At 61.3% G+C, this 24,661-nt stretch carries 4 protein-coding genes; 2 read left to right on the top strand and 2 right to left on the bottom strand.

Features of this window, described 5'->3' with window-relative positions:
• Window positions 1–31: 31 nt before the first annotated feature.
• Together RS9916_RS11775 and RS9916_RS11780 are read left to right on the top strand one after the other, a co-directional pair.
• Window positions 32–973: a UDP-glucuronic acid decarboxylase family protein gene (locus RS9916_RS11775; protein WP_038023746.1), complete on the top strand. Its 942-nt coding sequence runs from the start codon at window positions 32–34 to the stop codon at window positions 971–973.
• 25 nt (window positions 974–998) lie between these two features.
• Window positions 999–1,784 (top strand): YdcF family protein, encoded by a 786-nt coding sequence (locus RS9916_RS11780; RefSeq protein WP_007099660.1) that lies wholly within the window; start codon window positions 999–1,001, stop codon window positions 1,782–1,784.
• Between the two features lie 9 nt (window positions 1,785–1,793).
• Here RS9916_RS11780 and RS9916_RS14155 read toward each other — a convergent pair whose 3' ends face one another.
• Both RS9916_RS14155 and RS9916_RS14620 read right to left on the bottom strand, forming a co-directional pair.
• On the bottom strand, window positions 1,794–3,116 hold the full coding sequence (locus tag RS9916_RS14155) for a YadA C-terminal domain-containing protein (RefSeq protein ID WP_083773064.1): 1,323 nt from the start codon (window positions 3,114–3,116) through the stop codon (window positions 1,794–1,796).
• A 304-nt stretch (window positions 3,117–3,420) separates the two neighbouring features.
• Complete coding sequence (locus tag RS9916_RS14620) at window positions 3,421–24,624, bottom strand: autotransporter outer membrane beta-barrel domain-containing protein (RefSeq protein ID WP_038023751.1); 21,204 nt, start codon at window positions 24,622–24,624, stop codon at window positions 3,421–3,423.
• Window positions 24,625–24,661: the final 37 nt, after the last annotated feature.

A 24,661-nucleotide genomic window follows, 5' to 3' on the forward strand; every position in this document is an offset into this window, starting at 1 on the left:
CTCGATAAGCTCAGGCCAATGCTTGTTTGCTATGCCCGCTGGTCCTGTTCGCAACTTAGTAACCGGCGGTGCGGGTTTTCTTGGATCACATCTCGTTGATCGCTTAATGCATGCCGGTGAAGAGGTGTTGTGTCTCGATAACTATTTCACTGGACGTAAGGCAAATATCGCCCAGTGGATTGGCCATCCCCGCTTTGAGTTGATCCGTCACGACGTCACTGAGCCGATCAAGCTCGAGGTGGATCGCATTTGGCATTTGGCCTGTCCAGCTTCACCGATTCACTACCAGACCAATCCGGTGAAGACGGCTAAAACGAGTTTTCTCGGCACCTACAACATGCTGGGCTTGGCCCGCAGGGTGAAGGCACGGCTTTTGTTGGCCTCCACCAGTGAGGTGTATGGCGATCCAGAGCTTCATCCTCAGCCCGAAATGTATCGCGGCTGTGTGAATACGATTGGCCCGCGAGCGTGTTACGACGAGGGAAAACGCATCGCTGAAACCCTCTGCTTTGATTACCGGCGCATGCATGGCAGCGAAATTCGCATTGCCCGCATCTTCAATACCTACGGCCCGCGCATGCTCGCCGATGACGGCCGTGTGGTGAGCAATTTCATTGTGCAAGCACTGCGCAATGAGCCGCTGACGCTTTATGGCGATGGAAGTCAAACCCGTTCGTTTTGCTACGTCGACGATTTGATCGAAGGGTTGATCCGTTTGATGAATGGGGATCACATTGGGCCGATCAATCTGGGGAATCCCAATGAGTTCACGATCCGCCAGCTGGCAGAGCAGGTGCGAAGCCGAATCAATCCAGATCTGCCGCTGATGGAAGAACCTCTTCCTGCCGATGATCCACGCCAGCGTCGACCCGATATCGGTCTGGCTCAACGTGAGCTGGGTTGGACCCCTTCGGTTGCTTTAGAGCAGGGCTTGGATCCCACAATTCGTTGGTTTCGCCAGCTGCTGAGCTGACGCACCGGATTTTGGCCTGCAGTTGATGAGTTATCTACTCAGCAAAATCCTGCCTCTGGCGATGCTGCCGCTCGGCTTCAGTTTAATCCTGCTGCTGGTGGGGTTGATCGGGCGCCGGCGTTGGCCGGTGATCGTTGCAGTGGTGTTGCTTTGGGTGTCGTCTCTGGGCATCGTTAGTCAACTGCTGTGGCGTTGGTTGGAATCACCATGGCAAAGGCAGTTGGTCTCTGCTGCATCCAAGGCTGATGCGATTGTGGTGCTCAGTGGAGCTCGGCACCCTGCCCCTGGTGCTTCCCAGGTTAGTGAGTGGCACGATCCAGACCGTTTCCTTACTGGTGTGGATCTCTTTCGTGCTGGCAAAGCACCGCGATTGCTGTTCACCGGAGGAGCCAGTCCATTTCTGCCTGGTCAGCCACCGGAAGGGTCTTTGTATTTGAAGGAGGCAGCGGCGTTGGGAGTTCCCACTGCTGCAATGGCCAGCACTCCCCCGGTGGTGAATACAGCGGAGGAAGCTGTTGCGATCCGCCGGCTTTTGATGGCTGGATCAGGGTCTCAGCTCTCTGATCAGGATGCTTCTTCTGGGCGTATCATCCTGGTGACCAGTGCTTTTCACATGCGCCGCGCTCAGCGCTTGTTTGAGCGTCAGGGGTTGGTGGTGCAGCCCTTCCCTGTTGATTTTCAAGCTCGTGGCCGTTGGGCAGGTGCCGTGTGGACCGATCCCACCCAGTGGTTGCCGACTGCTAGGGCCTTGGACGACAGCTCCCGCGCGATGCGGGAGCTGCTGGGCCGAGTTGTCTATCAATCTTGGTAAGAGATGGTTTTATTGACCTGAGGTAACGGTTGTTGTGGCCATCACCTTGGGTGCTGTCATCCCTGTAGCAAGAGCTTCCAGTTGGTTCAGCCGTTGTTGAAGGCTGTCCAGCTGATAGGCCAGCTCTGCGTTTTTAGTCTCGACGTCCTTCAGTTTGGATTGCAGCTGTGCATTGGTTTGGTTGTTGTTTGAGGGGGTGATTGTTCCCAGCTTGAACACAAAGCCTGCGCGTCCTGCCACGGTGTCGAGGCTGCCCTGGCCGTAATCGCTGGATCCCCCAAACAACACCGAACCGCCTGCATTGAAAGAAAGTCGTTCGTTCAGGCGTGCTGCGCAACCAACGCCCATTGCGTAGCGGCTGCTGTATCCCCCGGTGCCAACACCACAGGAGAAGGGGGCATCGTCGGAGACGGTGGGCAGAGAAGAAAGAGCAGCTGACAGTGCTGCCGCGCCGGCAACGCCGGAGCCGAGGGCATTCACATCATCTTGAAGGTCGTTGATTGACTGGCTGTTCTTTTTGATTGCCGCTGTGTTGTCGTTGATTGAACGGGTGTTGCGTTGAATGTCGACTGTGTGTTGGTCAAGCTGGCCTTGTACGCTCACGCCATTGATTTGAAGGTCAGAGCCTTCGGTGATGTTGATTGGAATTTTCTTTCCTTCTGCATCGGTGGCGTAGAGCTTTTGAACACCATTTGACTCAACGGTGACTAAGGAGTTCTCGCCAATGTGAACTTCTTCGTCGCCGTCTGCATTGATTTTGCGGCTCACCATACTCTTGCCGCCAACCGAGAGGCCTTCGCTGTCGATTACCGCAATGGATGAATCTCCGCTTCCACCAAGTACCACCTTGGAAGGGTCGGAACTTGTGCATTCGTCAGAAGACGTTGTGCAGGTTTTTTGGACGATATCGTCGAGAATTGTTGGATACTCGATAAACATTGGGCTTCCGCCCGATGGAAGGCCGTCGATAGTTGTATAGCCCTCAAACTTTTCTGTTTTGATGTCCCAAACTCTGATTTTTCTCTCTGCTTGTCCTCCAGGCGGTTCCAGGAAGTAAATTTTCCCGTTCTTTGTGTTAACTGTGTAATCAGAAGCACCGAAGGTGTTTAGCGAGCTGTTTGGAAAAATATTTTCGTAGACTTGTGTGGCAACTCCGTCAGTGCCCATTTTGTAGAGGTCGAGCCTCGAGCTGCCTCCTGGGGGTGTGACGGTGGTAACGAAATAGCCTATGCCGCTACCAGTTGCGTCGACGGTGCTCTCTGCGTTTGCGGGTGACTGAAGGCTTAGTGCGGTTGCTATTGCTGCACAGCTTGCTGCCAGTAGCTTTTTCATTGTCTGAGTATTTGCTGAGTTTATTTTCACGCAGACCTCTACTTCCTTGCGTGCGTTGCTTGCTTTGGTTGGTGTGCAGTCCTCGCCCTGTCACCGGATGGATTTGGTCTTAATTGCCGAAAGTGGATCCCCAGCGGGAATTTGTGTGCGTTTCCGGAACTGTCCCCCGCAGGATTTGGTGGTCAGTTGCGGCTGAGGGATGGCAGCCGCATGGCGTGGGAGTTATGGCTTGAGGATGGCGAGAGCTGGAATTTTCATGCCAGCCCCGTGGTTGGTTGAGCGGTTGTTGTTGTTGATTAGTGGATCAGAACGACCACCTAAAGCCGCCGCCGTAGTTGATGGATTGGGTGCTGGAAGGTGAGAGCTGACCGAGACCGTTGATGTAGACGGAGAAGCGGTCATTGATGGCGAGATCAAGGCCGAGTCCGACGTTGAACCAGGAGGACGGCGCTGGTGTGCCGTCGACCGTGAAGGATCCCTTGGGAGCGGAGTTAAAGCGCGCGGTGAGCGAGCGGTTGGTGTTGCCGAGATCCCAGGCATACCCAAGGGAGATGCGGGGGATGAGGGTGGTGGATCCTGCCTTAAAGGGTTGCTTGTAGGAGAGACCGATCTCGAGGGGGATCGAGTTGTAGGTGGCGGCGTCGTAGGTGAGGGCGTAGCTGGCCTTGCCGGGGTTGGGGGTCTTGATCAGCGGGTTACCGGGCTGGACGTAGGCGGTGTTGTTGGAGGTGGTGGTTTCGGAGTATTGGGCTTGGTTGAGCTGGAGCCAGCTGAGGCCAAGGGATGGGGTGAGGCTGCCCTGGTTGCCGGTGTCGATGAGGTGGCTGAGGCGGAGGCTGCCGCCGATGGCGGTGCTGCTGGATGAGCCTTGTTCGGTGGAGGGGTAACCGGGGATGTTGACCTGACGGGTGATGTCGGTGGAGAAGCCACCAGCGGAGAAGGAGCCTGAGAGCCAGGTGGCTGGGGTGAGGCGCTGCTTGGCGTAGAGCATGCCGCTCCAGCCCTCGGTCTTGCCGAATGTGGTGGGCTCTGTGGTGGTGGTCCAGAGGTTGTCAAAGCGCCCTGCGATACCGATCAGGGTGTTGTCCCCGACGAGGGTGTCAGCGCCAACGGAGGTATTGAAGGCATTGGTGCTGTAACCGGATTGGTCTGAGGTTCCGCTGCCCGGTGTGGTGGCATCGGAGCCGCCGGCATTGACCCAAGTGCGCCACTTGCCGCAATCGGCGGGATCACCGGTGTAGGTGTCGCCGGGCTTGAGGGATTGAACGTTGAGGATGCAGCGCTGCAGCTGGGAGAGGACGGCGGAATCGAGAGTCTCTTGGACCTCAGCTTGGAAGGCCTGACCGGTGGCGAGGGCGACTTGGGGGAAGGCGGCGGAGGTGGCGCCAGAGAGCTGGCGGTAGAGGGAGTTGAGCTCCTTGGTGGTCTCTTGGGCAAAGATCAGCGCGGCCGTGGAATTGAAGGCCGAGGTGCTGCCTGCAGCTTGGATGGTGTTGACGGCCTTGCCGACGGCGGTGGAGTTGGGATCAAGGCCCTTGGGGGCGTAGTCAACGGTGTACTTAAAGGCGAGATCGGTGCGGTTCTCGATCAGATCAAAGCCAAAGGAGGCAACGGCTGATTTGGGGGCGATCAGTTTGAGATCACCGATGGTGATGCCTTCTTGGGCATTGATGATGCCTTGTGAGATGAAGGTGCCAGGCATGGCCTGACCGACCTGGTTGGCGAGGAGCTCAACGGTGCCGTTGAGGTCAGCGCGGTAGTGGGTGGTGAGGTTGTCGGTCTCGCCGGAGCGGAGGACGAGATCAGCCTCATAGAGGGAGGTGTCAGTGGTCTCGTAGTTGGCGTAGACCTTGAGGTTGCCGATGCGGTATTCACCACCTGGGTTGACAGTGCCGCGCTGGGTGAGGGTGACGTTGCCGTTGGCGAGCACGAGGTTGGACTCGAGTCGTGCCCCGGGTGCGTTGTAGATGTTTCTGGTGAGACCGGGAATGATGATGTCGCCGGAGATCGTGCCGTAGTTGTTGATCTCATCAGGGCCGCCAGGGCCTGTGATGGCATCGCTGCTGCCATCGCTGCCGCCGATGATGGTGCCGTAGTTGTTGATGCGCTCAACATCGCCGGTGGGGAGGTTGATGGCGGAGCCACCATCGCCGCCTTGAATGACGGCACCTTCTGCGTTGTCAACGCGGAGGTTGCCGCTGAGATCACTGGTGCTCTTGGTGATGCCGACGCCGCCTTGGCCTGTGGCAACGATGGTGCCGGTGTTGATGACGACGACCTGACCAGCTGGAGCTAAGCCATCGGTGGCGCCTTGGGTGATGTTGGAGACAAAGCCGCCTGCGTTTTGGTAGAGGTAGGCGCCGCCTGCTGCGTTCTGGAAGAGGAGCGCTGTTGCACCGTCACCGGAGGCGCTGATGGTGCCGGAGTTGTTGACGGTGATGTCACCGGAGCTGCCTGTGGGGTTGCCGAGCAAGGAGATGGCGTTTTCCTTTCTGGCGCCGCCAAAGACGAAACCACCACTGCCGGCAATGGTTTGGGCGACCACGGCGTGGGAGCCGGTGCCGGATGTGGCGATGGTGCCTGAGTTGGTGAAGGTGATGTTGCCGGAGCTGGAGTTGGCGTTGGTGTTGCTCAGGGAAACGGCGCCTGTGGAGGATCCGCCGACACCACCGCCGCCACCGATGGTTTGGAGGAGCACACCAAAGCTGTTGTCACCGGTGGTGGAGATGATGCCTGTGTTGGTGGCCTCAATGTCACCGGAGCTGGTGGAGGTGCCTGCGTGGCCAGCGGCGGAGAAGCTGACGCTGGTGCCGCCGGTGGTGTAGCCACCACCGCCGCCGATGGACTGGAGGACGACAGCGGGTGAGAGGTTGCCTGATGTGGCGATGCCGGCGGTGGTGATGGGAACGATGCCGAGCTCGGTGACTTCTTCTGTGGTGCCGCCAGCGGCGTTGCTCCAGGAGATGGCGCCAGCAGCGGCATTGGCCGCGGTGGTGCCAGCGCCGCCAGCACCGAGCTGAACAGTGCCAGTGGTGGATGCGGCGTAGCCGCCGCCACCGCCGATGGTCTGGGCGATCAGTGCCGGGCTGGTGTTACCGGTGGAGAGGATCTGGGCTGCGGAGTTGACGGTGAGGCTGAGGTCACCTGCTGAGGTGTTGCCGGTGTTGGGCTCGGTGAGGGCTGTTGTGCGTCCGAGGGTGAGGTTGCCGCCGACGGTGTCGACGCTGCCGCCACCGCCGCCGATGGTCTGGGCGAGGAGCGCGGGGGAGAAGCTGCCAGCGGAGCTGATGCGGTTGTCGGCGGTGATGGTGAGGTTTCCAGCGGAGCGGTTGCCGGTGCCGAGGCCGCCGAGGGTGGCATCGCCGCCGATGGCGCCTGCGGTGCCGCCACCACCACCGATGGTTTGGAGCATGGCCGCAGCACTGCGATCACCGGCGCTGCTGAGGTTGGAATTGAGGGTGATGGAGAGGGCGCCGGCCTGAGCCTCGGGTGCAGTGAGGAGGGCATTGGTGGAGGTGCCGCCGAGGACGGCGGTGCCACCGATGTCGCCGGCGCGACCGCCGCCGCCACCGATGGATTGGATCAGCAGAGCGGAGGCATCGATGCCGTTGGTAGCCGAATCAATTTGGCTGGCGAGGGTGAGCGCAGCGCCAGTGGAGGTGGCGCGGTAGAGACCACCGAGTTGGGCATTGGCGGTGGTGCTGCCGGTGTAGCCACCACCACCACCGATGGATTGGTAGGTGAGGCCGCTGGATCCAGCACCTGTGGTGAGGATGGAGCTGCTGCCGCCGGCGGTGAAGGCGACGGTGCCGCCGCTGCCGGAGGTGCCGAGGTCCCCGCCACCGAGGAGGAGATCACCGCTGCTGGTGTTGGTGCTGGGGAAGACCAGACCACCACCGCCGCCGACGGATTGGAGGACAAAGGCGGGAGATTGGGTGCCGGTGGTGAGGATGGAGCCGTTGCCGCCATTGGCAGCAAGGTTGAGGGTGACGTTGCCGGCGTTACCGGTGGCGCCATTGCCGCCGAGGGTGACGGATCCGGCTGCGGTGCCAGCGCGACCACCACCGGCGCCGATGGATTGGGCGGAGATGCCGATGGATTGATCACCGGTGGTGGTGATGGTGCCGGTGGTGTTGATGGTGATGTCTGCGGCATCGCCATTGGCGAGAGCCGACGCGCCCATGGTGAGGGAGGTGGTGGTGGCTCCAGCCACGCCACCGCCAGCGCCAATGGACTGGAGGAGGAGACCGTCGCTGCCAAAGCCAGTGGTGCGCAGATCAGCGTTGAGGTCAACGGTGATGGCACCGGCGTCGAGGTTGATGCTGGAGATCGAGCCGAGGGTGGCGGAGGCGGAGGGCAGTGGCGCATAACCACCACCACCGCCGATGGACTGGGCGATCAGCGCTGGTGAGAAGTCACCAAAGGTGGAGAGGTCCCCTGTGATGGCGAGATCGATGGTGCTGGCCTGGTTGTCGGTGGCATTGCTGCCGCCGAGGGTGAGGGTGGTGGCGGAGGCATCCGCGAGGCCAAAGACGGCACCACCACCACCGGCGATGGACTGGGCGACGACGGCAGCGGAATTGCTGCCGGCGGTGGCGATGGGTGCTGTGGTGGAGAAGGAGATGGCGGCACTGTCATTGGTGCCGATGACCGAGCCACCGAGGCGGATGGCGTTGCCACCCGCGGAGGTGGTGTAGAGGCCGCCGCCGGCGATGGACTGGAGGATCACACCGGAGGAGTTGATGCCGGCGGTGGAGATGGCACCGGAGTTGGTGAAGTTGATGGCCCCGGAGCGGCTATCACCCAAGCCAGAGCCCCCTGCGGTGACGGAGGTGGGAGCACTGCCGATGAGTGCGCCGCTGCCGCCAATGGATTGGATGGTGAAGCCAGGGGAGCTGACGCCCGATGTGGAGATGGGAGCAGCACTGGTGGCGGTGATGGCACCGCCGCGGACATCGCTGCCTTCTGCGGAGGTGCTGCCGGTGATGACGCTGCCATCCACAGCGCCGAGGAGGCCACCACCACCACCGATGGACTGGAGGACGACGCCTGGGCTGTCGTTGCCGGCGGTGGAGATGGTGCGTGAGAGCTGGGTGTAGTTGAGGTCGCCAGCGGAGGCATCGACGCCGAGCTGCTGGGTGCCGCCGATGACGACGTCGCCGCCGACATCAGCGACGATGCCGCCGCCGCCGCCGATGGACTGGAGGAGAGCACCTGGGCTGTTGGCCCCGAAGGTGGCGACAGCAAAGGGAAGGGTGAGCTCAAGATCAGCGCCCGTGGATTTGCCAGTGGTGAGGCCGCCGAGTTGAACGGTGCCAGCGGGGACGCTGCCGATCCAACCACCACCACCACCGATGGACTGGTGGATGACGCCAGGAGAGAAGAGGCCTGTGGCCTGGAGGATGCCGCCGCCTTCGACGAGGGTGAGAGTGCCGCCGGAACCGGCGGTGCCATTGGTGCCGCCGCCGAGGATGACGGTTCCGCTTGCGGTGGAATCACCGAGGCCGACCATGCCGCCGCCGCCACCGACGGATTGCATGAGATAGGAGGGCGAGTAGTCACCGGCTGTGGCGATGGTGCCAGCGGTGTTGTTGATGGTGACGTTGCCGGCATCACCGGAGGCGTTGTCGCCACCAAGGGTGAGCTGTCCGCTGGCGCTGCCGATGCGACCACCGCCTGCGCCGACGGATTGGGCCACGACACCGGCGCTGTAGTCACCAGCGGTGACGATGGTGCCGCCGGTGTTGTTGACGGTGACGTCGCTGGCATCGCCAAAGGCATCGATGCCGCCCATGGAGAGGGCGAGGCTGCTGGAGCCGGCGTTGCCGCCGCCACCGCTGATGGATTGGGCGATGAGGCCCTCGGAGTAATTGCCAGAGGTGGAGATGGTGCCCTGGTGGGTGATGAGCACGCTGCCGGCATTGCCCGTGCCGCCGCTGACGCCGAGGCGCATGGTCTTGCCGTTTTGTGAGGTGAAGCCACCACCACCAGCGATGGACTGGGCGATGACGCCTTGGGACTGGAGGCCTGTGGTGATGAGGGTGCTGCCGCCACTGAAGAAGAGATCAATGGAGCCGCTGCTGCCGATCTGCTGACCGGTGCCGCCGAGGGTGACGGTGTCGCCACGGCCGGTGCCGTCACCGCCGACGTAGCCACCACCACCACCGATGGTCTGGGCGATGAGTGCGGGAGAGGAGACGCCGGTGGTCTGGATGCGGGAGTTGAATTTGGAGGTGAGGCTGAGGTCACCAGAGCTGGTGTTGCCGATGACCGCACCACCGAGGTTGACGGAAGCGGAGGAGGTGTAGGCGACACCACCACCACCACCGATGGATTGAAGGATGAGGCCAGGGGAGTTGAGGCCTTGGGTGCTGATCTGCCAGTTGGCGCTAATGGCGGTGACATCGCTGGCGGAGGTGTCAGCGGTGCTGGAGGTGCCAAAGGAGATGAGGTCGCCATCGACATCAGCGGCAAGGCCGCCACCACCACCGATGGACTGGAGGACGACACCGGGGGAGTTGATGCCTTGGGTTGCAGCGGCAAAGGGCCCGTTGAGGGTGATGGCGCCGGCGCGGAGGGTGCCGGCGCCAGTGCCGCCGAGGGTGGCGTTACCGCCGATGGAGTTGACGGTGCCGCCGCCACCACCGATGGACTGAATGACAAGAGCAGCGGAATCGTTGCCGCGGGAGGAGAGAGACGCGCCGGCGTTGCTGACGACGCGGATGGCACCGCCGTCGTTGTCACCGGAGCTGAGGGACATGCCGAGGGTGGCGTTCCCGGTGACGGTGCCGAGGCGTCCGCCACCGCCACCGATGGCTTGAACGAGCATGACCGGTGAGGTGACACCGGTGGTGATGAGATCGCCTTGGATGTCGACAAGGACGGCCTGATCGACGGTTTGGACCTCACAGGATCCAAAGCGACAGGCGATGGGCATGAGTGCATCACTGGAGCCAGCGATGCCGTTGGCACCGGAGAGATTGAGGCCGCCGAGGGTGGCGTTGCCGGAGACATTGCCGGCAAAACCACCACCACCACCGATGGTTTGGACGACAAAGCCAGGGGAGGTGTTGCCGGTGGTTTGGAGAGTGCCGTTGACGTTGGCAGTAATCGGAGCACCGGTGGCTTGCTCGGTGCCCTTGGCGCCGAGGGTTGAGGTGGTGAGGCTGTCAATGAGGGCCCAGCCACCGCCACCGCCGATGGACTGAAGGATCGCAGCAGCGGAGCGGTTGCCAGCGGTAGCGATGGTGCTGCCGCCTGTGGAGGTGAATTCGATGGCTCCAGCGGAGGAGGCGGCGCCCTTAGGGGTTTGGCCCGCATTGAGATAGCCAAAGCGGATGGAGTGAACTGCAGCGCTATTCAAAGCCTGCACTACACCACCACCACCACCGATGGACTGGAGGAGGAGCGCGGGTGAGCCGTTGCCGCTGGTGATCAGGTTGGAGGTGTTACTGACATTGAGATTGCCGCCAAGGCTGCTGGCGGTGCCAGTCGCGGAGAGAGAGAGCTTGTTGTCCTTAGTGATGGAGAGGTCAGGGGAGCCTGTGAGGGCAGCTGAACCCCCACCACCACCGATGGACTGGGCGAGGAGTGCCGCGGAATTGTTACCCGACGTGGTGATGGACCCAGAGTTGTTGATGGTGACGTCAGCGGCATTGGCTGTGCCGGCGCGCTTGCCACCGAGATTGGTGCGATAGATGGTCGTGTTGATTCCAAGGAAACCGCCCCCGCCAGCGATGGACTGAGCCAGCAGACCGGTGCTGTTGTCGCCCTGGGTAACGAGATCAGAACTGGAAGTGATCGAGATGGCACCAGCGGAGACATCACTGTTGTTGGTAATGCTGAAGCTGCCCAAATCGACTTGACCACCCGCCTGGGCCACCCAACCACCGCCGCCTCCGATGGACTGGGCAACGAGGGCTGGGGAGTGATTGCCAGCGGTGCTGATCCCGCCGGCGGTGGTGAGAGTGATCGAGCCGCCTTTGGCTTGGTAGTCGGCGTCGTTTTGCTTGTAACCCATGCTGACGGCGCCGGAGATGGATCCGGAGAGGCCACCACCACCACCGATGGATTGGGCGAGCAGGCCACTGGAGAAGATGCCCTTTGTGCTGATGGTGCCGTTGTGATCGATGGTGATATCACCGGCAGAGTTGTTGCCATGTGCGCTGGTGCTGCCAATGCGAGCCATCAGATTGGAGTCGCCGGTGGCGCCGCCGCCGCCGCCGATGGATTGGGCAACAAATGCGGGTGAATTGGCGCCAAGACTGATCAGATCGAGCTCGGTTGTGGCGTTAATAGCACCACCAACGCCGCCTTTCGAATCCAGTGATCCAAGGAAGGTGTAGTTGTTGCCTTGATCGAGTAAGAGCCAACCGCCGCCACCGCCGATGCTTTGGAGGAGAACAACGGACGAGTTGTCTCCTTCTGTGCGGTATTGATCGCCGGAGATATTGATGTCGATCGAGGCAGCATCGCCACCACCACCAAGACCGATGATTTCACCACGGAGGATCTTATCAGTCGCGTCGAGATTGTCTAGGTTTTTGAGCCAATTAGGATCAGTCTTAGTGATTTTGCTGGTAAATTTGAGCCATTCGTTTTGCCAAATGGTCGCTAATTCTACTGACTTCTTGTCATTGTAGCCTTGGCTGCCAAGCAGGGCTGCACTTTCGCCTGTTGCGTTGGGTGCTATATCTCCAAAGAATCCGCCACCGCCACCGATGGACTGAGCAATCAGGGCTTGAGAGCCGACGCCCTGGGTGAGAATATTGCCTTTAGTGGTCAAAGTAATTGATCCGCCGTTATTAATAGCCCCATCCTTAGAAGAGTTGCCGAGCCAGATGAAATCAGGGTCGGAGGCGATGGGCGCATAGACACCACCACCAGCGATCGATTGGAGAAGAAGTGCAGGGGCAGCGTCATCTGCCGTGCTGATTGATGCGTTATTGGTGATGGAAAGATCACCGGAGGAGCTGTCAGAAGACCCAATACTTCCGATCGCAATCAGCTCGTTGCCCCCGCTGACGGGACCAGTGACAGCACTTCCGCCACCATGACTCATGGCCGCAAGGCCGATTGAGCCTGCCCCGGTGGTGGAAAGTGTGGCTGAGTTGGTCAAGGTAATGGAGCCGCCTTTGGTATCCCCTTGGGTGTTGGCGCCGCCGAGCAGGTTGCCTTGTACTTCAGAGAGGAAGCCGCCGCCTCCACCACCGCTGATGGCGAGGATGGCGCTGGCTGACTCTCCCTTAGTTGTAATGAAGGTGCCGGTGTTCTTGATCTCCAGGTCGCCACCGTTGGCATTAATGGTGAGATCAGGCGAATTGGTGCCGAAAGTGGTGGTATCGGTGGCGATGCCAAAGATGGTGCCGCCGCCTCCGCCAAGGCTCATGATGTTGACTCCGGTAGAGCCATTCCCTTCTGTAGAGATGCTTCCGGAGTTGGTGAACTTGATAGCACCGCCACTGCTTTTGCCAGCCATGGCCTTCGATCCGAAACGGATTTCGTTGCCACTAGCGGCAATGGCGCCACCGCCACCACCGACGCTCTGAATGCGAATTGCCTGTGAATAGAAACCTAGTGTGGCAATGTCGGCGGTATTGGTGAAATTAATATCGCCACCATTGCCATTCGATCCATAGTCGCTGCCAAGGCGCAGGTTGCTTGCATCAGCATTGGCAAGAGCTGCCCATCCACCACCACCACCGACGCTCTGAATGAGCATTGCGGGAGCACCTTTCCCTTTGGTTGAGATAACAGTGCTTGTGTTAGTGACAGTGATATTGCCTGATCCAGAGTTCTTGGCGTCAGAGCCCGAAAGGAAAATTCTGTCATTAGATGCTCCAGCTTCGAGGTCTTCAATCTCGGAATAAGCATTGACGCCACCGCCACCACCGATTGATTGAGCGAGCAGGCCAATGGAGCCCACTCCCTCTGTGTAAAGGCTGCCGCTATTGGTGAGTTGAACGTTTCCGCTAGTGGATTCGTTGGTGTAAAGGGATCCCATGAACATTTCATTCATGGTTTGTGAACTTAGGAATCCACCGCCACCACCGATGGATTGCGTGAGTAGCGCTCCTGATCCTCTTCCAGTGGTGCTGATGGTGCCAGTATTGTTAACCGTGAGATTTCCGGCTTTTGTTGTAACTGGACCATTCGTGCCCAGGGTAATGATGTCAGCGTTCATTCCGCCTGCGTAGCCGCCACCGCCACCGATGGATTGGGCTACGAGGCCTGGTGAGATTTCACCTGTGGTCTTCAGATCTGCCGAATTGCTGGCATCAATGTTGCCCGCAATCATGACGTCGTCACGAACGTCAGCGATGGGTTTTCCCTCGCTATCACGCAGGTATTTTCCGGCCCCGACGCTTCCAGTCAGATTTGACGGGTCTTTAGTGAGTTGGCTGCCAATGTAGCCCCCGCCACCAGCGATTGTTTGGATTGCAATAGCTGGTGAGTTGTACCCCTCAGTCGTAATAAAATCGCCAGAATTTCTCAAGTTGATGTTGCCGCTCTTGGCCTGGAGTTGTCCGCCATTCCCTGTCAGGCCAAGCTGAGCATTGCTTTCATAGCGATTGGCGCGACCTCCTCCTCCTCCGATGCTTTGTACCAAGAGCCCTGGAGCGTCTTCTCCTTTAGTGCTAATAAAGCCAGAATTGTTGATGTCAACTGAGCCCCCATCTGTAATGCCACTGCCTTTGTTCAGGCCCATGGTGATGCTGCCTGCCTGACGGCCAATCAGGCCGCCACCGCCCCCGATCGACTGAATGGTGATTCCACCTGAACTGAGGCCAGCAGTGGTGATGTCGGCTTTATTAACAACCTTAAGTTCACCACCGTGAGCTTTTCCGGATGGCTGAACAGCACCAAGAATTGCCGTTCCTGTATACAGGTGTGATCCTGCAAGCCAACCGCCACCAGCGCCAATGGATTGAACCAGTATTGCTCGGGAGAAGTCACCTTGCGTGATGACTGATTGGCCGGTATTGCGCAATTCGATATTTCCGCCAGATCCGTCTTTGTTTTGTGTTGAGCCGAGTTGGAAATCGGAACCCAGTGGATTGACGTTGAGTCTCTTCAGAATGCCGCCACCGCCGCCGACGGATTGAACTGCGATTGCGGTGGAGCTTCTTCCACTTGATCGCAAGTTGCCACTGTTGGTGACGGTGATGCTTCCCCCTCTTGAGCGAACAGAGTTTTGATCGCCGAGGGTGATGACTGAGCCCGCTGATGCTGTGGGCGTGTTTTCGGTCAGGGTTGTTTTGCCGCCCCCGCCACCAATGCTCTGTACGGCAAGAAGTGTTGAGTTGACTCCAGTCGTTGTGATGTCACCTGAGTTGGCGACTGTGATGTTGCCCGCAACGGCGTCTCTCAGCTTCTCTCCGCCAAGGTCGACATTCTCGTTGCTTGTGGTGCCGATGAATCCACCGCCACCACCGATGGATTGGGCAAACAGGCCTGCCGATGTCCTGCCGGAGGTGTAAATCGTGCTGGAGTTTCTGACAGTGACGTTCCCGGCACTGATATTGGCCAGTCTTGTGCCGCCGAGGGTTGCCCCATCTTTGGTTGCCCCAACGAAACCACCGCCACCACCGATCGACTGGGCCAGGATTGCTGTTGCTGCCGAGCCAGAGGTCTTGATGGATTTGCCTTTTGAATTGAGTGTCAGATCACCTGAGTTGCCGAGAGTGTCACTGAGGCCATTAACAGCACCAAGAACGGCCGATCCACCGCTGGAACCGGCGATGAAGCCACCACCGGAGCCGATGGTTTGAACGATGATGCCGCTGGAGTAATTGCCATCGGTCTGGACGAGATTGGTGTTGGTGACATCAATGTTTCCTGCAGCTGCAGCCCCTTTGTGATTTTTGGTGCCGAGTTCGAGGCTGCTTGCAGCAGAGTTGATTACACCACCACCACCACCGATGGTTTGAGCGGTGAGAGCAGTTGAGAAGTTGCCTTGTGTGTAGAGAAGAGCGTTGTTGGTGACGGACACGTTGCCTGAGTTGGCTTTGCCGAGGCCGTTGTTGATCGAGCCGATGCGCGTGCTGCCGCCACTCTTGGCGGAGATGAGGGCAAAACCACCGCCACCACCGATGGATTGGGCGACGATTGCGGGGCTGTAGTTGCCAGCTGTGAACAGTAATTCGCCCGAGTTGTTGACGGTGACATCGCCTGCAGTGGCGTTGATGTTGCCATTGGCGCCAAAGGTGATGGTGTATTCATCACTGCCACTCGTTTCGGCGATGTAACCGCCACCACCGGCGATGGATTGGGCGAGCAGTGCGGCTGAGCCGATGGCACTGGTGCGGAGGTTGGAGGTGTTGGTGACCGTGACGTTGCCGGTTTTGATCAGTGGGAGTGCACTGGCATCCACTGCCGTTGAGATCGAGCCCATGCGGATGCTGTCACCGTCGTTCGTGGCTGCTGCACCACCACCACCGCCGATGGACTGGGCGATGAGGGCAGCGGAGTTGATGCCAATCGTGGTGATGTCTGCTCTGTTGAGCAGAGTGATTTCACCGGTGTCACTGGAGCTGCTGGCAGCGACGGTGCTGCCCAGGGTGAGGGATGAGCCACTGGTGGAACCAACAAAACCACCACCACCACCGATGGACTGGGCCAGGAGGCCAGTGGAGTTTTCACCTGCAGTTTGGATGGAGTCGTAATTGATAGTGGCTTGGATGGCACCAGCATTGGCCTCACCGATATGGGAGGCGCCCAGTGCGGCATTGCCGCCGATGTTCCCAAGCCAGCCGCCACCACCGGCGATGGACTGGAGAACGATGCCGGGTGAATCAATGCCCTTGGTGGCAATGAGATTGCCCTTGCCTTGGAAGGAGATCGAACCAGCATTGGCAGTGCTGCTGGCAGCACTGGTCATGCCGAGGGTGGCGTTACCGGTCACTTCAGCACCAAGGCCACCACCACCAGCGATGGTCTGAACGACCATCGCTGCGGAATTCTGCCCTTCAGTGATGGCATCACTGGTGAGTGAGGCGGTGACGGAACCGGAGCTGAGGTTGCCAGTGGTTTGGGATGCGCCGAGGGTGACATTGCCAAGGGCACTGCCGGTGACACCACCGCCACCACCGACGGATTGGATGACTGCCGCAGTGGAGAAGGCAGCAGTGGATCCGAGGGTTTCTGTGGTGCTGGTGAGGGTGACGTTGCCGCCCCGGAGTGAGGATCCTGCTTCACTGCCGAGCTGGGCATTGGGGGTGCTTCGGAGCAGGGACCAACCACCCCCACCACCGATGGACTGGGCGACGAGGGCTGGGCTGTAGGCGCCGACGGTGATGACGGATGCAGCGTTGTTGGTGACAGAGACGTCGCCTGCGTTCGCAGAGGTGAGGTTGCTACCGGCGAGGGTGACGTTGTATTTGGCCTGGGCGTTGGTTTCCGCGATGTAACCACCACCACCGGCGATGGATTGAACCATCAGAGCAGGTGAGCCGTTGCCCGAGGTTTGGAGTTTGCCCCGGTTGGTGACCGAGACAGAATCGGCGTCGGCGATGTCTCCGGCACTGGCGCCGAGACGACTGAGGGACCCGAGGGACTTGGCAGCGGCACCACCACCACCACCGATGGATTGGGCGAGGAAGGCAGCGGCATTGATGCCCGTAGTGGTGATGTCACCTGTGTTGGTGACAGAGACCCTGCTACCGGAGGCATTGCCGATTAGGGAGCCGCCAAGGATGACGGCATCACCAGCGGAGAGGCCGGCGACACCACCACCACCACCAATCGACTGGGCTAGCAGACCGATGGAGTTGTTGCCGGAGGTTTGGATCTTGCTGGAGTTGGTGACGCGCACCGAGCCGGCGTTGGCGATGCCGGTGCCGCTGGCACCCATCGTCACGTTGCCGGTGACCTCAGCTGCAGCACCACCACCACCACCGATGGATTGGGCGAGGAGTGCTGGAGAGCTGAGGCCTTTGCTGATTAGGAGTTCACCGGTGTTGTTGACGGTGACATCAGCGCCATTGGCGGATGCGCCAATGAGGTTCACGGCACCGAGGTTGAGGGTGGTGCCGATATCACCGGTGCGACCACCACCACCACCGATGGATTGGACGTTGATCAGTGGGCTGAAGTTACCGGTGGTTTGCACCGAGCCCGTGTTGGTGAGGGAGACCTTGCCTGCGTTTTGGCTGCCGGAGCTGCTGATGCTGCCGAGCTGTGCAGCTCCACCGATCTGGCCGGTGTAGGCACCACCACCACCGATGGACTGGAGGCTGATGCCAGGTGAAATGTTACCTGAGGTGGAGATCAGCGAGCGGTTGGTGACGGTGATGGAGCCGCTATCCATGGGAGCAGCGCTGTTCTGCGCACCAACAATGAGGTTGCCTTGGACGGTTCCAACCCAACCGCCACCGCCACCGATCGATTGGGCGGAGAGGGCTTGGCTGTAGTCGCCTTTTGTGATGAGCTCTTTGCCGGTGGAAGAGATGTTGATTGATCCACCGCTGAGGTCAGCCGAGGCTGCAGCATCGGTGCTGCCGATGGTGACGTTGCCGCCCGAGGTTTGGGCGATGCGACCACCACCACCACCGATGGCTTGGGCAAAGATGGCGGGCGAATACTGGGCGAGGGTGATCAGGCTGCCCTCGTTGCGCAGGGTCATGGCCTGCGCGGATTGGATGCTCGTGGCGTTGGCGGAACCGATGACGACAGTGCCGTTGGCGGAATCGGCGGAGCCACCCCCACCACCGACGGCCTGGTGAAGGATGGCCGGCGAGAAGGCGTTGTTGGAGAGGAGTGTGCCGGTGTTGATGAGTGTGGATTTTCCGGACTGACCAGTGGCACCGTTGCTGCCGAGGGTGGCATCACCGAAACCGGATTGGACGTCACCACCACCAGCGCCAACGCTGCTGAGATAGACGGGGATGGAGGAGGTGCCGTAGGTGGCGATGTTGCCGGTGTTGCGGAGGGTGACCGTGCCTGCCGTACCGCCGGAGCCGCCGGAACCACCAAGACTAAGGGTGCCTTCATTGATGTTGGCGGTGGCACGGCCACCACCACCAGCGATCGATTTGGCGACGACGCCGTAGGAGCCATCCCCCAAGGTGGTGATATTGCCGTTGTTGGTGATGGTGATATTTCCGGCGTTACCGCCCTTGCCACCGGATGCACCGAGGCTGAGGGAATCTTGGCTGGCACCGATGTCACCGCCACCACCACCGATGGCGAGAGCAAAGACACCAACGGCGTTGTCACCGCGGGTGACGATGTCAGCGCCAGCGGCGTTGGTGATGGTGATGTTTCCGGAGTTGCCGCCGCCACCACCAGAGCCACCAAGGGACGCGCTCATGGCAGCCGTGCTGGACAGGGAGCCGCCGCCGCCACCGACCGATTGGGCATAGATGCCATAGGCGGCAGGACCGCTGACATCAATCAGGCCGGAGTTGGTGACGGAGACATTGCCGGCGTCACCGCCATCACCACCTGAGCCACCAAAGGAGATGGAGGCCTCAGTGCCTTCTGATGCGGTTTGCGTTGCGATGGAGACGCGACCGCCACCACCACCAACGGATTGAGAGAAGACACCGTGGGACTGGCTGCCTTTGGTGATCACAAGCCCGCGGTTCGTAACAGAGACATTGCTGGCGCTGCCTCCGCCACCGGCTGAGCCACCGACCTGAAGGCTTCCGCTGATGGTGTTGTCAGCGGACGATGAGGGCGCGGCGATGGAGGTTTCACCACCACCACCACCGACCGATTGGGCGTAAATGGCGACGGCGTTGTCGCCAAGGGTCTGGATGTCAGCGGCGTTCACGATGGTGACGCTTCCGGAGTTACCGCCGGCGCCACCAGAGCCGCCGATGGTGCCGTTGATGGCGATGTTGGAGGCGGAGGACCCACCGACAAAGCTGCTGCTGCTGCCGCCGCCACCACCGACGGACTGGACATAGAGGGCTGTGGCGTTGTTCCCGCTGGTGAGGATGGTGCCGTCTTGGATGTTGAGGTTGACGGCACCTGAGTTGCCGCCGGCACCACCGGAGGCACCGATGCCGACGTTGATGCCGATGTTTCCGCCTTGAACGTTGTTGACGTTCGTGCCAGCGGAACCGCCGCCACCACCGATGGATTGGGCGAGGAGAGCGACTGCGTTGTTGCCAGTGGTGCGGATGATCAGATCAGCGGCGTTGAGGGAGACGGTGCCGCTGTTCCCGCCGGCGCCACCAGCGCCAGATTCACCGACCCCGAGTCCACCGAGTGTGGCGTTGGTGGTGCTGCTGGTGGCGTTGCTGTGAATGGCACCACCCTGACCACCGCCACCACCGATGGATTGGAGAAGGATGCCTTTCGCGGATTGACCGGTTGTGGACACGGTCAGGGTTTTGCCGGCATTCGTGATCAGAGACACGTCACCTGCGGAGGCACCGTTACCGCCTTTGCCGCCAAAGCCGAAGGTGGCAGAAGCGGAGTAGGTGGCGTTGCCGGAGTTGGTCGCCGAGCTGGTGATGGAGCCACCAGCACCACCACCACCACCAACGGATTGCGCGAAGACACCAATGGCCTGGGTGCCTGTGGTGGAGATGTTGCCGGAGAGACGGGCGTTGACATCAGCGGCCTGACCACCAACGCCGCCATCACCCGCTTTGGACGCGTCGGCCCCGAAGGCAAATTTGGCGTTAGCAGACTCAGCAGACGCGGAGGCGTTGCCTGTGATCGATCCGCCCTGACCGCCACCACCACCGATGGATTGGAGGAGAACGCCGTAGGAGCCAGCACCTTGCGTCAGCAGCGTGGCGTCAGCAAAAAGGCTGACGCTGCCCGCTTGTCCGCCGTTGCCACCGGATCCACCCATGGCCATAGCAGCGGAGATGTTGCCGCTGGCTGAGCCGGAGTTGATGGAGCCTGCAGCACCACCACCACCACCGATGGACTGAAGGAAGAGGGCATGGGCTGCATCGCCGCTGGTTTGGACGGTGAGATCCGCGATCTGCGAGGCGCGGCCGAGGGAGACGGAAGAGGCACTGCCGCCATTGCCGCCAGAGCGGGTCAGAGCACCAGAGGCGCCGAGGGTAAAGGAGGTATTTGAGGTGCCGGTTGCCACATTGCTGGAGAGCACCGAGCCGCTCGCGCCACCGCCACCACCGATGGACTGGAGGAGCAGGCCGTGGGCGCCAGCACCGGTGCCTGTGGACGCATTACCCGTGATCACGGTGAGGTCTTCAGGGACGTTGAAGGCGACCTGACCGCCGGAGCCACCGGAGCCACCGGCTCCGCCCATCGTGACGGAGGCGGAAGCCTGAAGCCTGGAGCTGCCCGAGGCGGTGGCGGAGTTGGTGACGGAGGCACCAGCGCCACCACCACCACCGACGGATTGAGCAAAGAAGCCGATGGAGCTGTCACCCGCGGTTTGGATGGCACCGCTGATGCTGCCTTGAACGGTCTGGCCCCAGGAGCCACTGCCGCCGGCGCCACCGATGGGAACGGAAGCACCGAGGCTGAATTTGGAGTTTGCTGACGTAGCAGAGGCGGATGCGTTGGAGGTGACAGCACCGCCCTGACCACCACCACCACCGATGGACTGGAGGAGAACACCGTAGGAGGAGGCACCTTTGGTGATGAAGGTGCCATCGAGGTAGGCCGACACCACACCTGCAGCACCGCCATCACCACCTTGGCCACCGATGGCAAACGATGCGGAGAGGTTGCCGCCAGCGGAGGCGTTGTTCACCGAGCCGCCGGCACCGCCGCCACCACCGATGGATTGGAGGAAGACGGCATTGGAGTTGTCACCACTGGTTTGGATCTGTAGATCGGCGATCTGCGAGGCGCGACCGAGGGAGACGGAACCAGCGGAACCGCCACCACCACCGGAGCCGCCGGAGGAGCCGTCGCCACCGAGGGAGAAGGAGGTGTTGGAAGTGGTTGTGGCGGAGTTGGAGCCGATGACGGAGCCACCGGTACCACCACCACCGCCGATGGACTGGAGGAGCAGGCCGTGGGAGCCAGCGCCAGCGCCAGCAGCACCGACTGAGCCCATGGATGAGGAGGCGTTAGCAGCGGTGCCACCGCCGGTGACGATGGTGAGTGTTTTGGGGACCAGGAAGTTGATGGAGCCGGAGTTGCCGCCATCACCGCCTTTGCCGCCCATGCCAAAGGTGGCGGATGCCGCGAATTTGGCCTCGCCTTGGGCGGATGCGGAGTTGGTGACGGAGCCACCGGCACCACCACCACCACCGACGGATTGCGCAAAGAAACCGATGGACCCAGCACCTGAGGTGGCGACGTTTCCAGAGATGGAGCCGTTGATATCACCGGAGCGACCACCGCCGCCACCGATGGCGCCTTCGCCGACAACGGCACCAAGGGTGAAGGAGGAATTGGCGGTTTTGTTGCCAGTCCCTGCAGCGACGTTAGAGGTGACCGAACCGCCCTGACCACCACCACCACCGATGGATTGGAGGAGAACGCCGTAGGAGGTGTCGCCTTTGGTGATGAAGGTGCCATCGGCGTAGAAGTTGACGCCGGAGGCGTTACCACCGCCACCGCCAGTGCCACCGATGGCAAAGGAGGCGTTGAGGTTGCCGCCTTCAGCGGAGGCGTTATTCACCGAGCCGCCGGCACCGCCACCACCACCGAGGGACTGGAGGAAGACGGCATGGGCGTTGTGGCCCTGGGTTTGGATCTGTAGATCGGCGATCTGCGAGGCGCGACCGAGGGAGACGGAACCAGCGGAACCGCCGCCGCCGCCGTCACCACCGGAGGTGTAACCACCACCGAGGGAGAAGGAGGTGTTGGAGGTGGTTGTGGCGGAGTTGGAGCCGATGACGGAGCCACCGGTACCACCACCACCGCCGATGGACTGGAGGAGAAGGCCGTGGGAGCCAGCGCCAGCGCCAGCAGCACCGACTGAGCCCATGGATGAGGAGGCGTTAGCGGCAGTGCCACCGCCGGTGACGATGGTGAGTGTGTCGGGGACCAGGAAGTTGATGGAGCCGGAGCTGCCGCCTTTACCGCCTTTGCCGCCCATGCCAAAGGTGGCGGATGCCGCGAATTTGGCCTCGCCTTGGGCGGATGCGGAGTTGGTGACGGAGCCACCGGCACCACCACCACCACCGACGGATTGCGCAAAGAAACCGATGGACCCAGCACCTGAGGTGGCGACGTTTCCAGAGATGGAGCCGTTGATGTCACCGGAGCGACCACCACCGCCACCGATGGCGCCTTTGCCGACAACAGCACCAAGGGTGAAGGAGGAATTGGCGGTTTTGTTGCCAGTTCCTGCAGCGACGTTGGAGGTGACCGAACCACCCTGACCACCACCACCACCGATGGATTGGAGGAGAACGCCGTAGGAGGTGTCGCCTTTGGTGATGAAGGTGCCATCGGCGTAGAAGTTGACGCCGGAGGCGTTACCACCGCCACCGCCAGTGCCACCGATGGCAAAGGAGGCGTTGAGGTTGCCGCCTTCAGCGGAGGCGTTATTCACCGAGCCGCCGGCACCGCCACCACCACCGAGGGACTGGAGGAAGACGGCATGGGCGTTGTGGCCCTGGGTTTGGATCTGTAGATCGGCGATCTGCGAGGCGCGACCGAGGGAGACGGAACCAGCGGAACCGCCGCCGCCGGCGTCACCACCGGAGGTGTAACCACCACCGAGGGAGAAGGAGGTGTTGGAGGTGGTTGTGGCGGAGTTGGAGCCGATGACGGAGCCACCGGTACCACCACCACCGCCGATGGACTGGAGGAGAAGGCCGTGGGAGCCAGCGCCAGCGCCAGCAGCACCGACTGAGCCCATGGATGAGGAGGCGTTAGCGGCAGTGCCACCGCCGGTGACGATGGTGAGTGTGTCGGGGACCAGGAAGTTGATGGAGCCGGAGCTGCCGCCTTTACCGCCTTTGCCGCCCATGCCAAAGGTGGCGGATGCCGCGAATTTGGCCTCGCCTTGGGCGGATGCGGAGTTGGTGACGGAGCCACCGGCACCACCACCACCACCGACGGATTGCGCAAAGAAACCGATGGACCCAGCACCTGAGGTGGCGACGTTTCCAGAGATGGAGCCGTTGATGTCACCGGAGCGACCACCACCGCCACCGATGGCGCCTTTGCCGACAACAGCACCAAGGGTGAAGGAGGAATTGGCGGTTTTGTTGCCAGTTCCTGCAGCGACGTTGGAGGTGACCGAACCACCCTGACCACCACCACCACCGATGGATTGGAGGAGAACGCCGTAGGAGGTGTCGCCTTTGGTGATGAAGGTGCCATCGGCGTAGAAGTTGACGCCGGAGGCGTTACCACCGCCACCGCCAGTGCCACCGATGGCAAAGGAGGCGTTGAGGTTGCCGCCAGCGGAGGCGTTGTTCACCGAGCCGCCGGCACCGCCACCACCACCGATGGATTGGAGGAAGACGGCGTGAGCGTTATCGCCCTGGGTTTGGATCTGTAGATCGGCGATCTGCGAGGCGCGACCGAGGGAGACGGAACCAGCGGAACCGCCGCCGCCGGCGTCACCACCGGAGGTGTAACCACCACCGAGGGAGAAGGAGGTGTTGGAGGTGGTTGTGGCGGAATTGGAGCCGATGACGGAGCCACCGGTACCACCACCACCGCCGATGGACTGGAGGAGAAGGCCGTGGGAGCCAGCGCCAGCGCCAGCAGCACCGACTGAGCCCATGGATGAGGAGGCGTTAGCGGCAGTGCCACCGCCGGTGACGATGGTGAGTGTGTCGGGGACCAGGAAGTTGATGGAGCCGGAGTTGCCGCCATCACCGCCTTTGCCGCCCATGCCAAAGGTGGCGGATGCCGCGAATTTGGCCTCGCCTTGGGCGGATGCGGAGTTGGTGACGGAGCCACCGGCACCACCACCACCACCGACGGATTGCGCAAAGAAACCGATGGACCCAGCACCTGAGGTGGCGACGTTTCCAGAGATGGAGCCGTTGATATCACCGGAGCTACCACCACCGCCACCGATGGCGCCTTCGCCGACAACGGCACCAAGGGTGAAGGAGGAATTGGCGGTTTTGTTGCCAGTTCCTGCAGCGACGTTGGAGGTGACCGAACCACCCTGACCACCACCACCACCGATGGATTGGAGGAGAACGCCGTAGGAGGTGTCGCCTTTGGTGATGAAGGTGCCATCGGCGTAGAAGTTGACGCCGGAGGCGTTACCACCGCCACCGCCAGTGCCACCGATGGCAAAGGAGGCGTTGAGGTTGCCGCCTTCAGCGGAGGCGTTATTCACCGAGCCGCCGGCACCGCCACCACCACCGAGGGACTGGAGGAAGACGGCATGGGCGTTGTGGCCCTGGGTTTGGATCTGTAGATCGGCGATCTGCGAGGCGCGACCGAGGGAGACGGAACCAGCGGAACCGCCGCCGCCGGCGTCACCACCGGAGGTGTAACCACCACCGAGGGAGAAGGAGGTGTTGGAGGTGGTTGTGGCGGAGTTGGAGCCGATGACACGACCGCCGGTACCACCACCACCACCGATGGACTGGAGGAGAACGCCGTGGGAGCCAGCGCCAGCGCCAGCAGCACCGACTGAGCTCATGGATGAGGAGGCGTTAGCGGCAGTGCCACCGCCGGTG

Source organism: Synechococcus sp. RS9916, assembly GCF_000153825.1.
Lineage (GTDB): Bacteria > Cyanobacteriota > Cyanobacteriia > PCC-6307 > Cyanobiaceae > Synechococcus_C.